The organism is Streptomyces sp. NPDC001406, from assembly GCF_042895285.1.
Taxonomy (GTDB): Bacteria; Actinomycetota; Actinomycetes; order Streptomycetales; family Streptomycetaceae; genus Streptomyces.
Genome location: NZ_JBIAWG010000008.1, coordinates 179,870 through 196,384, shown reverse-complemented (window position 1 = coordinate 196,384; position 16,515 = coordinate 179,870). Strand labels below are relative to the sequence as shown.

Below are 16,515 nucleotides of genomic sequence, written 5' to 3'. Positions count from 1 at the left end.
CTGAGAGGGCAAGGCAGTTGAGCAGCGTACGAGGCAAGAAGATCCTGGTCACCGGGGGAGCGGGCACCATCGGCTCCAACCTTGTCGACCTCCTGGCCGAGGGTGGCGCCCGCGAGATCGTGGTGCTGGACAACTTCGTGCGCGGGCGGCGGGCCAACCTCGCCCAGGCCCTGCCCAGCGGCGTCGTGGAGGTCGTCGAGGGCGACGTCCGGGACGCCGCCACCGTACGGAAGGTCACCGAGGGCACCGACCTGGTGTTCCACCTCGCCGCGATACGCATCACCCAGTGCGCGGAGGAACCCCGGCTCGCCAACGAGGTCCTGGTCGACGGTACCTTCAACGTCCTGGAGGCGGCGGCCGAGGCCGGGGTGGGCAAGGTGATCGCCTCGTCCTCCGCGTCCGTCTACGGCATGGCCGAGACCTTCCCGACGACCGAACGCCATCACCCGTACAACAACGACACGTTCTACGGCGCGGCGAAGGCCTTCAACGAGGGCATGCTGCGCAGCTTCCACGCCATGTACGGACTGGACTACGTGGCCCTGCGCTACTTCAACGTCTACGGCCCCCGGATGGACATCCACGGCCTCTACACCGAGGTGCTGATCCGCTGGATGGAGCGCATCGAGGCGGGCGAGCCGCCGCTGATCCTCGGCGACGGCACGCAGACCATGGACTTCGTCGACGTCCGGGACATCGCCCGGGCCAATGTGCTGGCCGCCGAGTCGGATCTCACCGACGAGGTGTTCAACATCGCCAACGGCACGGAGACTTCGCTGCTCGAACTCGCCCAGGGCCTGCTGGAGGCGATGGGCGCATCGGACCTCGCGCCGGTGCACGGGCCCGCCCGCACCGTGAACGGCGTCACCCGGCGGCTCGCGGACACCACACAGTCCGCCGGACGGCTCGGCTTCACCGCGCAGATCGACCTGCGTACGGGACTGCGGGACCTGGTGGAGTGGTGGCGTGCGGAGCGCGCCGCCGCCGACACCGGGGAGACCTCGCGATGAGCGCCGACCGCATCCCCGTGATGATCCCCTGGCTCGGCGAGGAGGAGGCCAAGGCCGCCTCCGACGCGGTCCTGTCCGGGTGGGTCGCCCAGGGGCCCCGGGTCGCCGCCTTCGAGCGGGCCTTCGCGGAGCGGGTGGGCGCCGAGCACGCCGTCGCGGTCAGCTCGTGCACCACCGCGCTGCACCTGTCGCTCGTCGCGCTCGGACTGGGTCCCGGCGACGAGGTCGTGGTGCCCTCGCTGTCGTTCATCGCCACCGCCAACGCCGTCCGCTACGTCGGGGCCGAGCCCGTGTTCGCGGACGTCGACCTCGCCACCGGCAATCTGACCGCGGCCACCGTGGACGCGGTCCGCACCCCCCGTACCAAGGCCGTCCTCGCCGTTCACCAGGGTGGCGTACCGGCCGATGTACACCCCCTGCGCGCCGCCTGCTCCGACTGGGACCTTCCCCTGGTAGAGGACGCGGCCTGCGCCATCGGCTCCACCGTCGGCGGCAAGTCCGTGGGGCACGGCGCGCTGATCGCCGCCTGGTCCTTCCACCCCCGCAAGGTCGTCACCACCGGCGAGGGCGGCATGGTCACCACCGACGACGCCCAGTGGGCGGCACGCCTGCGCAGGCTGCGCGAGCACGGGATGAACGTCTCGGCGGCGGAGCGCCACGCAAGCAGCAAGCCCGTCCTGGAGAGCTACCTCGAGGTCGGCTACAACTACCGGATGACGGACGTCCAGGCCGCCATCGGCCTGGTCCAGCTCCAGAAACTCGACGCGATGACCGTCCGCCGCCGCGAGCTGGCAGCCCGGTACGACGCACTGCTGCAGGACGTCCCAGGCCTCACCCCCGTACGCGACCCCGCGCACGGGCAGAGCAACTTCCAGTCCTACTGGGTGCTGTTGGCCGAGGACTTTCCCGTCGGCCGCGACGACCTGCTCGCCGCGCTCGCCGAGGCCGGTATCTCCGCCCGGCGCGGGATCATGGCCTCGCACCTCGAACCCGCCTACGAGGCCCACCCCTGCGCCCCGCTGCCGGTCACCGAGCGGATCAGCCGCGACTCGCTCATCCTGCCGCTGTTCCACACGATGACCGAGGCCCAACAGGACCGCGTCGTGGCCGCACTGCGCGAACAGGCCCGAAGATGAGCAAGCTCCTGATCATCGGCGCGGGCGGCTTCGCCCGGGAGACCGCACAGGCCGTACGGGACGCGGGCGACACCGTGCTGCTCGGGCACCTCGACGACAACGCCGCCCTGCACGGCACCGAGGTGGACGGCGTGCCCGTGCTCGGCGGCTGCGACCTGGTCGACGAGCTGCCCGACGCCCGGGTGGTGATCTGTGTGGGCAACCCCAGGGACTACGCCGCCCGCGCCCGTCTGGTCCGCAGGCTCGACCTGCCCGCGGACCGCTACGCCACCGTGATCCACCCGACGGCGGCGGTGTCGGCGACCTCGCAGGCCGGGCCCGGCTCGGTCCTGCTCGCGCACTGTGTGCTCACCGCCGCCGTGCGGGTGGGCGCGCATGTCGCGGTGATGCCGCATGTCGTCCTCACCCATGACGACGTGGTCGAGGACTTCGCCACGCTCGCCTCCGGTGTCCGCCTGGGCGGGGGCGCACGGCTGGAGCGGGGGGCTTATGTGGGCTCGGGGGCCCTGGTCAGGGAAGGCACGACGGTCGGCGCCTGGTCGCTGATCGGCATGGGGAGCACCGTGCTCGGCGATGTGCCGCCGGGCGAGGTCTGGGTGGGGAGCCCGGCCCGGCGGCTGCGCGAGGCGGCCGCCCCGGCGCTCGACGAACTTGCGACGCGAACAATGGGGGGACCCGTCACATGAACCGGATTCCGCTGGTGGACCTCAAGGCGGCCCACGAGGAAGTCGCCGACGACGTACGGGCCGGATTCGAACGGGTCCTGGCCCACACCGCGTTCGTCGGAGGTGACGAGGTCCGCCGATTCGAGCGCGAGTACGCGGACTTCGGCGGTGTCGCGCACTGTGTGGGTGTGGCCAACGGCACCGACGCCGTCGAACTCGCTTTGCGCGCCTGCGGAGTCGGGGCCGGTGACGAGGTCGTCGTGCCCGCCAACACCTTCATCGCCACCGCGGGCGCGGTGGCCAGAACCGGGGCGCGACCGGTCCTGGCGGACTGCCTGCCCGACACTGGTCTGCTCGACCCCCAGGCCGCACTGGACGCCGTCGGCCCGGCCACCCGCGCGGTCGTACCCGTGCACCTCTACGGGCAGTTGGCCGACGTGACGGAGCTGACCGGCCGGCTTCCCGACCGGGTACGGGTCGTCGAGGACGCCGCACAGTGCCAGGGCGCCACCCGAGACGGCCGCTCGCCGGGCAGCGGCGGGATCGCGGCCACCAGCTTCTACCCCGGGAAGAACCTGGGTGCCTACGGCGACGCGGGCGCGGTGCTGACCGACGACGAGGAACTGGCCGGCCTGGTGCGCGCCATCGCCAACCACGGCGGCGTCGCCAAGTACCGCCACGACGTACCCGGGTTCAACAGCCGGCTGGACGGACTGCAGGCCGTCGTCCTGCGGGCGAAGCTGGCGCGGCTGGCGGACGGCAACGCGGCCCGGCGGGCGGCCGCGGCCCGCTACGACACGCTGCTCGCCGATCTGGCGGCCGCAGGCAGGGTCGTACTCCCGACCACGGCGCCGGGCAACGTCCACGTATGGCACCTGTATGTCGTCCAGGTCGCCGGGGCGGACCGCGACGACATCGTGGGCAAGCTCAACGCCGAGGGCATCGGCGCGGGCGTGCACTATCCCACCCCGGTCCACCTCACGCCGGCGTACCGCCATCTCGGCCACGCCCGGGGCGACTTCCCCAACGCCGAGAAGGCGGCCGACCGGATCCTGTCGCTGCCGCTCTACCCGCAGATCACCCCCGACCAGCAGCAACGCGTCGTGGACACGCTCGCCGACGCGCTCGGAAGCTGATCGGCCACCGGTTTCACGCTCCACCCCGACCGTCACGGGTCGGTCCTGCACAGCACCGCTGAGAGGTACACATGAACAGATGGGGCAGACGGATCCGGGGCAGCCGCCTCGCCGTCGTAGCAGCGTTGATATGGGCGGTGCTCCCGCAGGCCGGGCCCGCGCTCGCGGCATCCGAGCCGTGCGGAGCGGGCTCGAACGCGATCGTCTGCGAGAACTCCAAGCCGGGCAGCCCGAAGTCCGACTGGTTCTCACCCAACGCCTACGGTGACATCCAGGGTTTCACCACCAAGGAGAGCGTCCAGGCGGGTGACACCGTCCAGTTCAAGGTCCAGTCGAAGGTCTCGTACCGCATCGAGATCTACCGTCTGGGCTGGTACGGCGGTGACGGTGCGCGCGAGATGTCGACCGCGGCCCAGGCCGCGGTGACCTATCCGGCCAACTACTCCACGAACCCGGCCAGTTGCACCAAGAAGAGCGGCACCGGGCTGGTCGACTGCGGCAACTGGCCCGTGACCGCGAGCTGGACGGTGCCCAGCACCGCCGTCTCCGGCCTGTACATCGCCAACATCACCCAGACGGACGGCGACGGCCTGATGCCTTACCCGTTTGTGGTCCGCAAGGACTCCAGCACCTCCGACGTCGTCGTACAGACCAGCGACCAGACCTGGCAGGCGTACAACGACTACGGCGGCCAGGATCTGTACGGCGGCGCGGGGCCCGCGCCGGACGGCCGCGCCTACGAGGTCAGCTACAACCGGCCACTGGACATCGGCGGCGACAACGGCATCTACGGCTCCGAGTACATGATGCTGTCCTGGCTGGAGCGCAACGGCTACGACGTCAGCTATCTGTCCGGCGTGGACGTGTCGGCCAACGGCGGCACCCTGCTGAAGAACCACAAGGTGTACCTGTCCTCCGGCCATGACGAGTACTGGACGCAGAGCCAGTACTCCAACGTCCTGGCGGCCAGAAAGGCCGGTGTGAGGGAGGCCTTCTTCAGCGGCAACGAGGTCTTCTGGAAGACACGGCTCGCCCCGAGCATCGACGGCACGAACACCGCGAACCGGACCCTGGTCTGCTACAAGATGACCAAGATGGCCCAGAACAACGGCATCGCCGACCCCAGCGGCGTCTGGACCGGCACCTGGATGGACCCGACCAGCACCGACTACGGGCAGGACTACCAGCCGCCGAACATCCTCACCGGCTCCATGTTCCAGGTGAACGGCTACCGCAGCGACGCGATCACGGTCCCCGGCTCGTACGGCAAGAACCGGCTGTGGCGCAACACCTCCATCGCGAACCTCACGTCGAGCCAGACCGCCACCTTCCCGGCCGGCACACTCGGCTACGAGTGGGACAGCGACCTCGCCAACAGCACCAGACCAGCCGGGGCGATCGACCTGTCGTCCACGACCGTGGACGTCAACGACGGCAAGTACCGCCTGGACTGGGGCAACACCTACGGCAACGGCACCGCGACACACAATCTCGTCGAGTTCCGCGACCAGGACTCCGGGGCCCTGGTGTTCGGCGCGGGAACCGTGCAGTGGTCGTGGGGCCTGACCAACATCCCCACATACAACCCCGCCGACACAGTGGTCACCGAGGACGCCCGCATGCAGCAGGCGACGGTGAACATCCTCGCCGACATGGGCGTGCAGCCGCTGACCCTGCAGAGCAATCTCAACGCCTCCTCGGCCTCCACCGACAGCACCGGCCCGGCCGTCACCGTGACGAGCCCGGCCTCCGGGGTGACCGTCCCGGCACTGAAGCCGGTCACCATCACCGGCACCGCCAGTGACTCCGGCGGGGGCGTGGTGTCCCGCGTGGAGGTGTCCACGGACGGCGGAACGACCTGGAAACCCGCAGGCGGTCTGACGTCCTGGAGCTTCAGCTGGACCCCGACGACCCCGGGCGCGGCGTCCATCAAGGTCCGCGCGGTCGACGACAGCGTCAACATCGGCGCCGTCACCACCATCCCGGTCACCGTCGGCCCCCAGGCCTGCCCCTGCACCGTCTGGCCGGCCTCGGCCGTTCCCGGCACCGTCAACGCGGGTGACGGCAGCTCGGTGGAGCTCGGCGTCAAGTTCCGTACCACAGTGGCCGGTTCGATCACCGCCGTACGCTTCTACAAGTCGCCCGCCAACACCGGAACCCACACCGGCAGCCTGTGGAGCGCCTCCGGCACCCGCCTGGCCACCGGCACCTTCACCAACGAGACGGCCTCCGGCTGGCAGCAGCTGAACTTCGCCACCCCGGTGAGCGTCAAGGCCAACACCACCTATGTCGCCTCGTACTTCGCCCCCAACGGCGGATACTCCTACGACGGCGGCTACTTCTCCAGCGGCGACGCGGGCCTGGCCCCGCTCACGGCCCTGAAGTCCGGCACCGACGGCGGCAACGGCGTCTACCGCTACACCTCGACGAGCGCCTTCCCGTCCTCGCAGTCCTCCGGCAGCAACTACTGGGTAGACGTGGTGCTGGACACCTCTGCCGCCAGCACGACCCCGCCCACCGTCACCTCGACCTCCCCGACGTCCGGGGCCACCGGCGTGTCGATCACGGCACCGGAGTCGGCCGTCTTCAGTTCCGCCATCGACGCCGACACCCTGACGTTCACCCTGAAGGACGCGAACGGCACCGCCGTACCGGGCACCAAGACACTCCCCGCGTCGAACAAGGCGACCTTCACACCGTCGACCGAGCTGGAACTGCACACCACGTACACCGCGTCCGTCCAGGCCTCCGACGTGTGGGGCAACGCCATGGCGGACCCGGTGACATGGACCTTCACCACCAGCTCCACCCCGCCCGCGGTCACCTGTCCCTGCACGCTGTGGAACTCCTCCACCGTGCCGGCCACCACCGACATGACCGGTGACACCAACTCCGTCGAGCTGGGTACCCGGTTCACGACCTCGACGGGCGGCTGGGTCACCGGCGTCACCTTCTACAAGGGCACCGGCAACACCGGCACCCACACCGGCAGCCTGTGGTCCGACACCGGCACGCTGCTCGCCACCGGCACCTTCACCGGCGAGACGGCCTCCGGCTGGCAGCAGCTGACCTTCGCCACTCCGGTGGCCATCACCGCCGACACCCCGTACGTCGTCTCCTACCACGCGCCGAACGGCAACTACGCGGTGGACGGCGGCTACTTCACGGCAGCCCACCAGTCCTATCCGCTGACCGCCACCGCCGACACCACCGCACACCACAACGGGCTCTACCGGTACGGCGCAGACTCGGCCTTCCCCAACAGTTCCTACGGCTCCGCGAACTACTGGGTCGGCCCCGTCTTCACCGCCGACAACCCCAGCGCGTCGCTGACGACGGCCACCGCCTCGGACGAGGACGCGTCCACGGTGACGCACACCGCCGACGCGGGCAGCCCCCTCGTCACGACCCTGCCCGCTTCCGTCAAGCTGTCGTCCGTCAAGGCGACCGTGACCATCCTGCCGGGCCCCGACGCGGCCGCCGCCAGCAAGCTCCACGTCACGGCCGTCACCTCCTACGACCGGGCCACCCACAAGGTGTCCGTCCATCTGTCCTTCCCGTTGCCGGACGGCACCCGGTTCAAGGTCACGGTCACGGCGAAGGACAAGAACCGGCACCCGGTGAAGTCCCGGAGCTGGACCCTGACCAGCAAGACCGTCCGCAAGAAGAAGAACTGACCGACCAGAACCCACCGGTGGTGGTCTCCACCGAAGTCCGACGGAGACCACCACCGGGGATTGGCTTCCTCATCGATGAGCACCGTCAGTGTTGTGATCCCCTGCTACAAGTACGGCCATTTCCTCGCCGACTGCGTGAGCAGCGTCCTGGACGAGCAGGACGGCGTTGACGTCCGGGTACTCATCATCGACGACGCCTCGCCCGACGACTCGGCGCAGGCCGCGCACAAACTGGCCGCCTCCGACCCGCGCATCGAAGTGCGCGTCCACGAAACCAACCAGGGCCACATCGCCACCTACAACGAAGGCCTCCTGGAATGGGCCGACGGCGACTACGTCGCCCTCCTCTCCGCCGACGACCGGCTGGTCCCGGGCGCCCTGGTCCGGGCCGCCACCCTGCTGGACGCCCATCCCGAGGCGGGGTTCGCCTACGGACGTCCCCTGCGCTTCCAGCACGGCGGCCCGCTCCCGACGGCCCGTACACGGAGCACCGGTTCGGTCGTCTACCCGGGGCACTGGTGGCTGGAGCGGCGCTTCCGCGAGGGCACCGGCTGCATCACCTCGCCGGAAGTCGTCGTCCGCACCAGCCTCCAGCGCACGGTCGGCGGCTACGACCCGGCCCTGCCCCATGCCGGCGACATCGAGATGTGGATGCGGCTCGCCGCGCACGCCGACGTCGGCTACATACGCGGCGCCGACCAGGCCTTCTACCGCGTCCACGGCAAGAACATGTCCACGACCGACTTCGGCGGTCAGCTCGACGACCTGCGCCAGCGCCTGGTGGCCTTCGACTCAGTGCTCGCCAAGTGCGCCGACCGGCTGCCCCACGCCGACCGCCTGGCCGACGACGTCCACACCCGGCTCGCGCGCTTCGCGCTGCGCCGCGCCTACCGGGCCTACGACCGAGGGCGCACAGGGGTCGTACCGGTCGATGAATGCGTGGCGTTCGCCGAGCAGTGCCTGCCGGGATACGCGGCACTGCCCGAGTACCGCGCGCTGCGGCTGCGCAGACGGATAGGTCCGAAGGCCATGCCGTATCTGCAGCCGCTGGTGTGGTCCGCAGTGGCCGAGCGCGGGCGCGAGTGGCTCTGGTGGGAGTCGTGGAAGCGCCGCGGCATCTGATGGCTAGTCGGTTCGGCTCAGTTGGCCGCGGGAACCGGACCGGACCGCCGACGGCGGCCCGGCGGCATCCCACGGCGCTTCATGGCGTACCGGTCGAGCCACAGCGCGCCGAGAACGCCGGCGGAGCCGCCCAGCAGGGCCGCGCCCGCAAGACCCCGGGCCTTGTCGCCCTGCACCTCGGCGGCGCTCGGCGAGGTCAGGACCGAGGCGGTGATCCGCGCCCCGGTCGGCACGTGCTGGGCCGTCTGCATCTGGTCGACATGCCGGGTGTACATGTCGATGATGCGGCGTACCGCCGTGACGGCGGCGTCGGGGTCGGACGCCTGCGACTGCACCTGCAGGGACGGGATCAAGTAGCGAGGTGTCGCGCTGGTGCCGCTGTTGCGGGGGACGAGGTGGTAGGTGCCGTCGACGCCCGCCGCGCGCAACTCCCGGGCGCCGGCGGGGGATTCCAGCTGCCGGACGACCGCGTAGGAGACCACGGCGAGCGGCGGCTGCAGATTGGTGAGCTGGTTGGGCTGGTTCTGCGTCACCGGCGGCTTCAGGACGACCACCGCGGAGCCGACGTACTGGGGAGCGGGCCGCACCACGTGGTACGCCCCGGCGGCCGTCAGCAGCAGCGCGACCACCACGACGTACCAGCGACGGAGCAGCGCATCGGCGACGTTCCCGGGCGACATACGAGTTCCTTCCGTCGCCCCCGATACTGGCAGGATGCGCGGTGGGATGCCACCGAATGGAGGGATGGTTCATGAGTCTTGGTGAGATATGGGCCATCCTGCGCAGACGTTGGTATTTCATGGTGCCCTTCACCCTGCTCAGCCTGCTCGGCGGCGCCTATCTGTATGTGACCGTCCCCGTCTCCTACCAGTCGCAGAGCTCGGTCGCGCTACTGGACTCCTCGGCCGTCTCCCGGCTGGCCCCCACCTTCGGCAACCCCATCTCGAACGCGGGCGGTTCGCTCATCGTCACGGCCGACGTGCTGATCAGAACCCTCGAATCGAACGACGCCGCCAAGGAGTTGAGCGGCCGGGGCGTCACGGACCCGTACACCGCCGGCTTCGCGCCGGCCAGCGAGAGCCCGCTGCTCGTCCTCAGCGTCACCGGAACCGACCGGGCGAAGGTGCTCAGGGAGACCAACATCCTGACCACCTTCGCCGGCGAACAACTCAGCGCCCTGCAGGCCGCCGCCAAGGTCCCGCCCGCGTACTTCGTGCAGACCGCGCCCGTCGTACTGCCGCAGACCCCGGTGGCGAAGTCGAAGAGCCGCTACCAGGACATCGCTGCCGTCGTCATCCTGGGCGTCGTCAGCGCGTTCTTACTGTCGATCCTGATGGAGGGCGTCGCGGTGGTCCGCCGCCGGCGGCGCGTCGCGAACAGCGTTGCTGCGCAGCCCAAGCAGGCCCGCGCGCCGAACCGGGTACGGGCCGGCTGGCTGAGCCGACGGGTCGACGCCACCGCGATCCTCACCGTCTATCTGGTGCTGGCCTTCTTCATCCCGTCGAACCTGGCCCTGCCCGCGCTCGGCGGCGTCGGCACCCCGGCCAACGTCTTCGCCCTGCTGGGGCTGTTGTGGTACCTCGCGACCTGGCTCGGCGGGCGCATACTCCCCGCGCCGGGCACCAGACTCGTACGGGTCGTGATGTGCCTGCTCGGGGTGGCCGTCCTGGCGGCCTACATGTCGGACGCGATGCGCGAGAGCTCGCACCAGGAGGTCCTCGGCGCCGACCGCGGGCTCATCGGATTCCTGGTGTGGGTGTCGCTGGTCGTCCTGACCTCGGCGGGCATACAGGAGCGCGGCCGGCTGGACGTGCTGATGCGCCGGGTGGTGATCATGGCGTCCGTCGTCGCCGCGATCGGCTTCTACGACTTCGTCGCGGCCACCAACATCGCCGACTCCATCCACATCCCCGGACTCCAGACCAGCGTGGCCCAGGTCAGCGTCATGGACCGCGGCGCCTTCACCCGGCCCCGGGCCACCACGGCCCAGCCGCTGGAGTTCGCCGGCATGCTCGCGATCCTCCTGCCCTTCGCGATCCAGCAGGCCGTCGATCCCGTACGCCGCCACCTCCACGTGGCGCGCCGCTGGGGGCCGGTGGCGCTGATGGCCGGTGCGCTGCCGCTGTCCGTGTCGAGGACCTCGATCATCGGCTTGCTGCTGGTGGCCCTGGTGATGGTGCCGCGCTGGAAGCCGGCGCGGCGCTGGGCCGCGATCGGCGTGATGACGGCCTCCGTCGCCGCCTTCAAGGTGCTCGTTCCCGGATTGATCGGCACGATCACGGGCCTGTTCGCGTCGTTCCTGTCCAACTCCGACAGCAGCACACAGGCACGTACGGTCAAGTACAGCGCGATCGTGCCCTATCTGAAGGAGCATCCGCTGTTCGGACGGGGCTTCGGCACCTTCACACCGGATCTGTACTTCTTCACGGACAACCAGTACATGCTGTCCCTGGCCGAGATGGGTCTGCTCGGGCTCGTCGCCCTGCTCGCCCTGTTCATCACCGGAATCCACCAAGGCGGCGCCGTCCGGCGGCTGGCCCGCACCGAGTCCGACCGCGAACTGGGCCAGGCGTTCTTCGCCTCGTCGCTGGTCGCCCTTGTCAGCAGCGCCACCTTCGACTCGCTCAGCTTCCCGATGTTCGCCGGCATGTTCTTCCTGATGCTGGGAGCGGGGGGCAGCTGTCTGGGCTTCGTCCGGCGAGCGGCGGCCGCCGCAGTCCCGGCCCCGCACAAGGCCTCCAAGGCCCAGTTTCCCCAACTCGTGGAGGTCCGATGAGCCCCGTCGCCGTCGTCATCGTCACCTGGAACAGCGCCCCGGTGCTCCCCGGATTCCTCGCCGCGCTTTTGGACGGCATGGCCGGCCTCGACTGGCGGCTGGTCGTCGCCGACAACGACTCCGCCGACGACACCGTCGAGGTGCTCCGGACGCTGGCCCCCGATGCCACCATCGTCCAGACCGGACGCAACGCCGGGTACGCGGCCGGCATCAACGCGGCGCTGGCGGCCGCCGGCGAGTGGGACGGCGGATACGAGGCCGTGGTGATCTGCAACCCCGACATCCGCATGCGGCAGGGCTGCGCCAAACGCCTCGTCGACACGCTCGGCGACGAAGTGGGGATCGCCGTACCGCTCCTGTACGAAGACGGCCGGGACGCACCCCTGTTCTCGCTGCGCCGCGAGTCGAGCGTGTCCCGCGCCCTCGGCGAGGCCGTCATCGGCAACCGCCGGGCCGGGCGCTTCCCGCGCCTGAGCGAACTCGTCACCGACCCCGCCGCATATCAGCGACCCACGCGTGCGGACTGGGCGACCGGCGCGCTCATGGCCATCTCGGCGAATTGCCTGACCGCCTGCGGCCCGTGGGACGAGTCCTTCTTTCTCTATTCGGAGGAGACCGAGTACTGCCTGCGTGCGCGAGACCTGGGATACGTCACGCAACTGGAGCCGGCCGCCGAGGCCGTTCACCTGGGAGGCGACTCCCGAGTGTCGCCCCGCCTATGGACCCTGCTCACGCTCAACCGCGTGCGGCTGTACGGGCGGCGCCACGGGGCCGTCGCCACCGCCTGCTTCCGTGGCGCCGTGCTGTTGCGCGAGACATCGCGGGCCCTCCTCGGCCGAAAGGCCAGCCGCGCGGCGGCCGCCGCCCTGCTCAGGCCGGGCTCGCTGCGGGCCACGCCGGGGCCGTGACGCCTGGCGGGGGCGGCGGCCCTGTCCTCAGGCGGCGCCGTCCCACGTCGTGTAGAAGCTCTCGGGGTTCATCAGATACCGCACGGTGGCATGCGGCACGTGGCGCACGCTGTGTTTACGGCTGTACCGGTGGACGAGCTCCCAGTCCTCACGCGGCAGCACGTCCGGGGTACGCCGCAGACGACTGAAGCGCAGAGCCCCGTTGCGCCGTGCGACGAACGCGTTGGTGTCCAGGAAGGACTCCCGGGCTGCCCGGTGGCGGTCGAACGGCACGGACAGGATGTCCCGTTCGGTTCCGTCCGGCAGGACGCGGCGCAGCGCCGTGTAGACGCCGTCGGGTCCTTGAGGAGACTCCAGGACCGCCAGCGCCCGTTCCAGATGGTCGGGTTCCCACAGGTTGTCGTCGTCCAGGAAGGCCACGTACCGCGAGCGACTGAGGCGGATGCCCACATTGCGCACGACGCCGGCCACGCCCGTGTTGTGCGCCAGCGAGACGGCGAACAGCCTTGGATCGTCCGGGAGTTCGGGGAGGCCGGCGCCGTCGTCGACGACGACCACCACCTGATCGCGAACGGTCTGGGCCAGGGCCGACCGGACGGCGGCCTGCAACTCGTCGGGGCGGCGGTGAGTGGCGATGACCGTGGCGACGAGCGCGGCGGGGATGGCGGCGGTGGCGGCCTTGAGGCGTCGGGTCTCGGCGGTTTCGAGGCGGCGGAGCCGCAGCGCGGAGGGGGCGAGGCGGACCTTGTTGCGGAGCTCGAAGAGCACGAGCCAGCCGAAGGTGCGTTTGAGGAGCTCCCAGGGGGCGCGGGCGATGCGTCGCATGATCCTCTTTCTCAGCCGGCAGGTTCGGGGGTGATCGGGGTGCCGTCGGAGAACCGGTTGCCGCGCCAGACGTTGCCGGAACCGTCGGGGTTCCAGGCGGTGACGGCTCCGTAGCGGCCTGCATTGCGGTGGTAGCGGGTGGAGAAGACGTTGTTCGTGACCGTGATCCCGGTGGCGCCGTCGCCACCCCCGTAGAGGGCGTATGCGCCGCCGGCCAGCAGGTTGCCGTCGACGACGGTGTCGGAGACGTGTCCGGTGTCGGAGAACAGGCCGATGCTGGCGGACGCTCCTCGGTCGACGGCGACGGGGTTGAGCAGGGTGTTGTGACGGATGATCAGCTTGCCCTTGTTGCCGCCGCCGCTGATCACCGCGTCGGTGTGCTGCCACTCGCCGCCGGTGTTGCGGAAGGGCACGAGGTCGTGGACGTAGTTGTCGTGGATGTGGCCCTGGCCCATGGACAGGGCGTTGCCGAAGACGGAGATGTCGCTCCAGCCGACCTCGATGGAGCTGGTGCCCATGTTGGACACGGCATAGTCCACGCCGCCGTTGTCGGGACCCTTGCCGGGGACGGCGGTGATGGTGGTGTGGAGGACCCGCAGTCCGGTGTAGCCGGGGCGCAGGTTGATGCCCCACCAGTTGGTGGACGTGATCCTGGTGTCGACGATGGTCACGTCGTTCGCGTAGATGTCGAGCGAACCGGTGATGTCCCACCCTTTGATGACGGTCCCGTCGGTCTTGACGCTCATGTTCCCCGTGGCGTGCGGTGTGAGGGAGATGCGGGGGCCGGTGCTGCGGGCATCGGGGAATCCGGCTTCCCGGGGTGCCGCGGTGGTGGCGTGAGCGGTGCCATGGGTGCCGGTGGGGGCTCCATGGCCCTGGGCGGGAGGGGAGGGGTCGGCACCCCCGGAGCAGGCGGTGGCCAACGCCAGCGCCAGGACGGCGAGCAGGCGGCGAAGCCTGGTCATACGGTCTCCGGTGTCCGGGAGCCGAGCAGGAAACGGCGGCTGGGCAGTACGCACACCACATAGCAGGCCAGGGCAGCCGTACCGGTGACGAACAGGGCGAGGGTACCGTCGCCGAGGAGCCATTTCGCGGAGAGGATCACCAGGGTCATCACCGTTCCCCCGAACAGGGGCCAGGCGCAGGCCCTGGCGATGTGGCGGAGGCTGATCCCGGCCCGGCCGAGGGCGTAGAGGAAGGCGGGGACGACCAGGCCGGCGGCGACCAGGACGTGGCCCTGGGAGACGCCGACGATACCGCCGAGGCGGGCGCCGAGGACGAGGACGGGGATGAGGGCGACGACCCACAGAGCCTGGACGAGGACGAGGGCGCGACGCTGTCCGGTGGCGACCAGGCAGTCGTAGGCGAGTTCGCAGCCGATCCGGATCAGGCCGAGGGCCATCAGCCACGGCAGCGCGTCGGCGGCGGGCAGCCATCGGCTCCCGTAGACGAGGTGGACGACCGGGCCGGCGAGGCCGGCGAGCAGCACGCACAGGGGGACGGTGCCGGTGACCAGTACCCCCAGAGCGCGGCTGAAGCCCTGGGCGAGGACCCGCGGGGAGTCGGCGAGGCGGGAGAACCCGGCGAAGGAGACGCGCCGAGCCGCCTCGGAGATGATGCGCACCGGCCAGCCGGACATGTTGAACGCCAGGACGTAGAAGCCGAGGGCGACCTGGCCGAGCGAGGAGCCGACGACCATGGTGTCGACGTTGACGACGGCGAGCGCGAGGAGGCTCGCGCCGGCCAGAGGGAGCCCGAACTTCAGCAGCGCGCGGGCCTGTTCGGGGTCCCAGCCGAACCGCAGGGTGCCGGGGGCGGCCAGCGCGCAGCCTATGAGGGCGGCGATGTTGCCCGCGACCGCGCCGCAGGCGAAGCTCATCGCGCCCCAGCCGGCGAAGGCCAGCACCAAGGTCACGGCCGTGCTGAGCACGAAGTTGAGCGCATCGATGATCATGCGCTTGCCCTGGGCGAACTCCCGGGTCAGGAAGCCGGCGGGGACCTGTGCCACCCCGTCCAGCACCAGGCACAGGCACATCACGCGCAGTACGCCCGAGGCGTCGGGTGAGCCGAGCAGTCCGGCCACCGTCGGTGCCGAGAAGAAGATGGCGGCGTACAGCAGGCCGCTGGACGCGGTGCCGAGGGTCAGTACGGTCGGTGCGAAGCGGCGGGGGTCACCGTCCCAGCGGATGATGGCCAGGCCCACGCCCAGTTCGTTCGCGGAGAGCAGGACCAGGAGCACGGTCTGGGCGATGCCGTAGACGCCCCACTCCGCCGGTCCGAGGGCGAAGCGTGCCAGCAGGATGCCCGTGCCGAAGTTGCCGAGGCGCATGACAACGGTGTTGATCAGGCTCCAGCGGGCCGCCGAACGGACCTTCCTGCCAAGGGAGTCGGGAGCGGGGGCGTCGTTCGCCTCAGAGGTCTCGCTGTCCGGTGTGCGAACGCTGTCCATGAGTCGACTCCTCGTCGAGCGGCTCGGCGGCAGACGTCACGGCCATGGCGGGCCGTCCCGCCCTCGCCTGTGCGGCGGTCCCGTTCTCGGCGGACCGCGACCAACTGGGCGGTGACCGGAGGGCCATCGTCTGTTCCGCGACGGGTTCCCCGGCGGCGGTCTCTGGGGCGGTGTCCGGCTGTGCGCGTTCTTCCGGTTGCGCCGATGCGCGTGAGCGGCGGCGCGCCTCCACGTAGAAGACGGCGACCAGGCTCAGCACCAGGCCCAGGACCCCGGCCATGACCATGTATTCGAGCCGGGTCTTGGTCTGCGCCACCGGGTTCTGCGGGGGCACGATGGTCGTCATGCGGATCATGGCCTTCGGCGCGACCGACTGCTGCTGCTGGAACTGCTCGAGCCGATCCTTGGCATAGGTCGTCAGGATGCGGTCCGAGGTCAGGACGGCGGTCTTGTCGGTGCCGGTGACGGTGAGCCACATGAGCGGCCCCTGCGCGTTGTCGGCGAGTTTGGCCTCGAACGTGCCAGTGGCGCCACGGGACTTGAGTTCCCGGACGGAGACATCGGAGTTGAGGTTGCGGGCCAGACCGTCGGCCATGCCGGTGAGCGAGGTCTGGGTGCTGAGGAAGGGGTTGCCGTCGTAGGCGACGGTGGCCTTCTGGGAGTTCAGGAGAACCACGGTGCTCTGCGACTGATAGGTGACCGGAACCACCAGAGCCACGGCGACCGTCAGGCCGACCGTCAGCAGCAGTCCGGGCAGCAGGACGTACCAGCGCCTGCGCATGACCCGGAAGATCTCAGCGAGATCCATGGT

Annotated in this window: 13 protein-coding genes; 8 read left to right on the top strand and 5 right to left on the bottom strand. The window is 70.3% G+C overall.

Annotation, left to right across the window (positions count from 1 at the left end; all coding sequences use genetic code 11):
* Positions 1-17 precede the first annotated feature (17 nt).
* From ACFY1J_RS21195 to ACFY1J_RS21170, 6 genes are all read left to right on the top strand, one after another.
* Positions 18-1,010, top strand: coding sequence for an NAD-dependent epimerase/dehydratase family protein (locus ACFY1J_RS21195; RefSeq protein WP_390707911.1), 993 nt, complete (start codon positions 18-20; stop codon positions 1,008-1,010).
* On the top strand, positions 1,007-2,146 hold the full coding sequence (locus ACFY1J_RS21190) for a DegT/DnrJ/EryC1/StrS family aminotransferase (RefSeq protein ID WP_390707910.1): 1,140 nt from the start codon (positions 1,007-1,009) through the stop codon (positions 2,144-2,146). The genes ACFY1J_RS21195 and ACFY1J_RS21190 overlap by 4 nt, the downstream gene beginning before the upstream one ends.
* Positions 2,143-2,832 (top strand): acetyltransferase, encoded by a 690-nt coding sequence (locus tag ACFY1J_RS21185; protein ID WP_390707909.1) that lies wholly within the window; start codon positions 2,143-2,145, stop codon positions 2,830-2,832. The genes ACFY1J_RS21190 and ACFY1J_RS21185 overlap by 4 nt, the downstream gene beginning before the upstream one ends.
* Positions 2,829-3,947, top strand: coding sequence for a DegT/DnrJ/EryC1/StrS family aminotransferase (locus ACFY1J_RS21180; protein WP_390707908.1), 1,119 nt, complete (start codon positions 2,829-2,831; stop codon positions 3,945-3,947). The genes ACFY1J_RS21185 and ACFY1J_RS21180 overlap by 4 nt, the downstream gene beginning before the upstream one ends.
* Before the next feature lie 71 nt (positions 3,948-4,018).
* Positions 4,019-7,624 carry a DUF4082 domain-containing protein gene (locus ACFY1J_RS21175; RefSeq protein ID WP_390707907.1) on the top strand — a complete coding sequence of 1,202 codons (3,606 nt, stop codon included), beginning with the start codon at positions 4,019-4,021 and terminating at the stop codon, positions 7,622-7,624.
* A 75-nt stretch (positions 7,625-7,699) separates the two neighbouring features.
* On the top strand, positions 7,700-8,746 hold the full coding sequence (locus tag ACFY1J_RS21170) for a glycosyltransferase family 2 protein (RefSeq protein ID WP_390707906.1): 1,047 nt from the start codon (positions 7,700-7,702) through the stop codon (positions 8,744-8,746).
* Between the two features lie 17 nt (positions 8,747-8,763).
* Here the strand turns inward: ACFY1J_RS21170 and ACFY1J_RS21165 are convergent, their stop codons facing one another.
* Complete coding sequence (locus ACFY1J_RS21165; protein WP_390707905.1) at positions 8,764-9,426, bottom strand: hypothetical protein; 663 nt, start codon at positions 9,424-9,426, stop codon at positions 8,764-8,766.
* Positions 9,427-9,497: 71 nt separating this feature from the next.
* Here ACFY1J_RS21165 and ACFY1J_RS21160 point away from each other — a divergent pair, with 71 nt between their 5' ends.
* Complete coding sequence (locus tag ACFY1J_RS21160; protein WP_390707904.1) at positions 9,498-11,522, top strand: O-antigen ligase family protein; 2,025 nt, start codon at positions 9,498-9,500, stop codon at positions 11,520-11,522.
* Positions 11,519-12,430: a glycosyltransferase family 2 protein gene (locus ACFY1J_RS21155; RefSeq protein ID WP_390707903.1), complete on the top strand. Its 912-nt coding sequence runs from the start codon at positions 11,519-11,521 to the stop codon at positions 12,428-12,430. The genes ACFY1J_RS21160 and ACFY1J_RS21155 overlap by 4 nt, the downstream gene beginning before the upstream one ends.
* A gap of 27 nt (positions 12,431-12,457) precedes the next feature.
* Here the strand turns inward: ACFY1J_RS21155 and ACFY1J_RS21150 are convergent, their stop codons facing one another.
* The 4 genes from ACFY1J_RS21150 to ACFY1J_RS21135 are packed head-to-tail and all read right to left on the bottom strand — an operon-like array spanning position 12,458 to position 16,512.
* Positions 12,458-13,255 carry a glycosyltransferase family 2 protein gene (locus tag ACFY1J_RS21150; protein WP_390731658.1) on the bottom strand — a complete coding sequence of 266 codons (798 nt, stop codon included), beginning with the start codon at positions 13,253-13,255 and terminating at the stop codon, positions 12,458-12,460.
* A gap of 11 nt (positions 13,256-13,266) precedes the next feature.
* A complete protein-coding gene (locus ACFY1J_RS21145; protein ID WP_390707901.1) occupies positions 13,267-14,220 on the bottom strand; it encodes a hypothetical protein in 954 nt (317 codons plus the stop codon).
* Positions 14,217-15,704 (bottom strand): oligosaccharide flippase family protein, encoded by a 1,488-nt coding sequence (locus tag ACFY1J_RS21140; protein ID WP_390707900.1) that lies wholly within the window; start codon positions 15,702-15,704, stop codon positions 14,217-14,219. Before ACFY1J_RS21140 ends, ACFY1J_RS21145 begins: the two co-directional genes overlap by 4 nt.
* Positions 15,667-16,512 (bottom strand): chain length determinant protein, encoded by an 846-nt coding sequence (locus ACFY1J_RS21135; protein ID WP_390707899.1) that lies wholly within the window; start codon positions 16,510-16,512, stop codon positions 15,667-15,669. Before ACFY1J_RS21135 ends, ACFY1J_RS21140 begins: the two co-directional genes overlap by 38 nt.
* Between the last annotated feature and the right edge of the window lie 3 nt (positions 16,513-16,515).

Bases quoted from the DNA above. Each gene is read 5' to 3' on its own strand.
- ACFY1J_RS21165 (WP_390707905.1), bottom strand. From the start codon at position 9,426: ATGTCGCCCGGGAACGTCGCCGATGCGCTGCTCCGTCGCTGGTACGTC.
- ACFY1J_RS21155 (WP_390707903.1), top strand. From the start codon at position 11,519: ATGAGCCCCGTCGCCGTCGTCATCGTCACCTGGAACAGCGCCCCGGTG.
- ACFY1J_RS21135 (WP_390707899.1), bottom strand. From the start codon at position 16,512: ATGGATCTCGCTGAGATCTTCCGGGTCATGCGCAGGCGCTGGTACGTC.
- ACFY1J_RS21170 (WP_390707906.1), top strand. From the start codon at position 7,700: ATGAGCACCGTCAGTGTTGTGATCCCCTGCTACAAGTACGGCCATTTC.
- ACFY1J_RS21140 (WP_390707900.1), bottom strand. From the start codon at position 15,704: ATGGACAGCGTTCGCACACCGGACAGCGAGACCTCTGAGGCGAACGAC.
- ACFY1J_RS21180 (WP_390707908.1), top strand. From the start codon at position 2,829: ATGAACCGGATTCCGCTGGTGGACCTCAAGGCGGCCCACGAGGAAGTC.
- ACFY1J_RS21185 (WP_390707909.1), top strand. From the start codon at position 2,143: ATGAGCAAGCTCCTGATCATCGGCGCGGGCGGCTTCGCCCGGGAGACC.
- ACFY1J_RS21160 (WP_390707904.1), top strand. From the start codon at position 9,498: ATGAGTCTTGGTGAGATATGGGCCATCCTGCGCAGACGTTGGTATTTC.
- ACFY1J_RS21190 (WP_390707910.1), top strand. From the start codon at position 1,007: ATGAGCGCCGACCGCATCCCCGTGATGATCCCCTGGCTCGGCGAGGAG.
- ACFY1J_RS21175 (WP_390707907.1), top strand. From the start codon at position 4,019: ATGAACAGATGGGGCAGACGGATCCGGGGCAGCCGCCTCGCCGTCGTA.
- ACFY1J_RS21145 (WP_390707901.1), bottom strand. From the start codon at position 14,220: ATGACCAGGCTTCGCCGCCTGCTCGCCGTCCTGGCGCTGGCGTTGGCC.
- ACFY1J_RS21150 (WP_390731658.1), bottom strand. From the start codon at position 13,255: ATGCGACGCATCGCCCGCGCCCCCTGGGAGCTCCTCAAACGCACCTTC.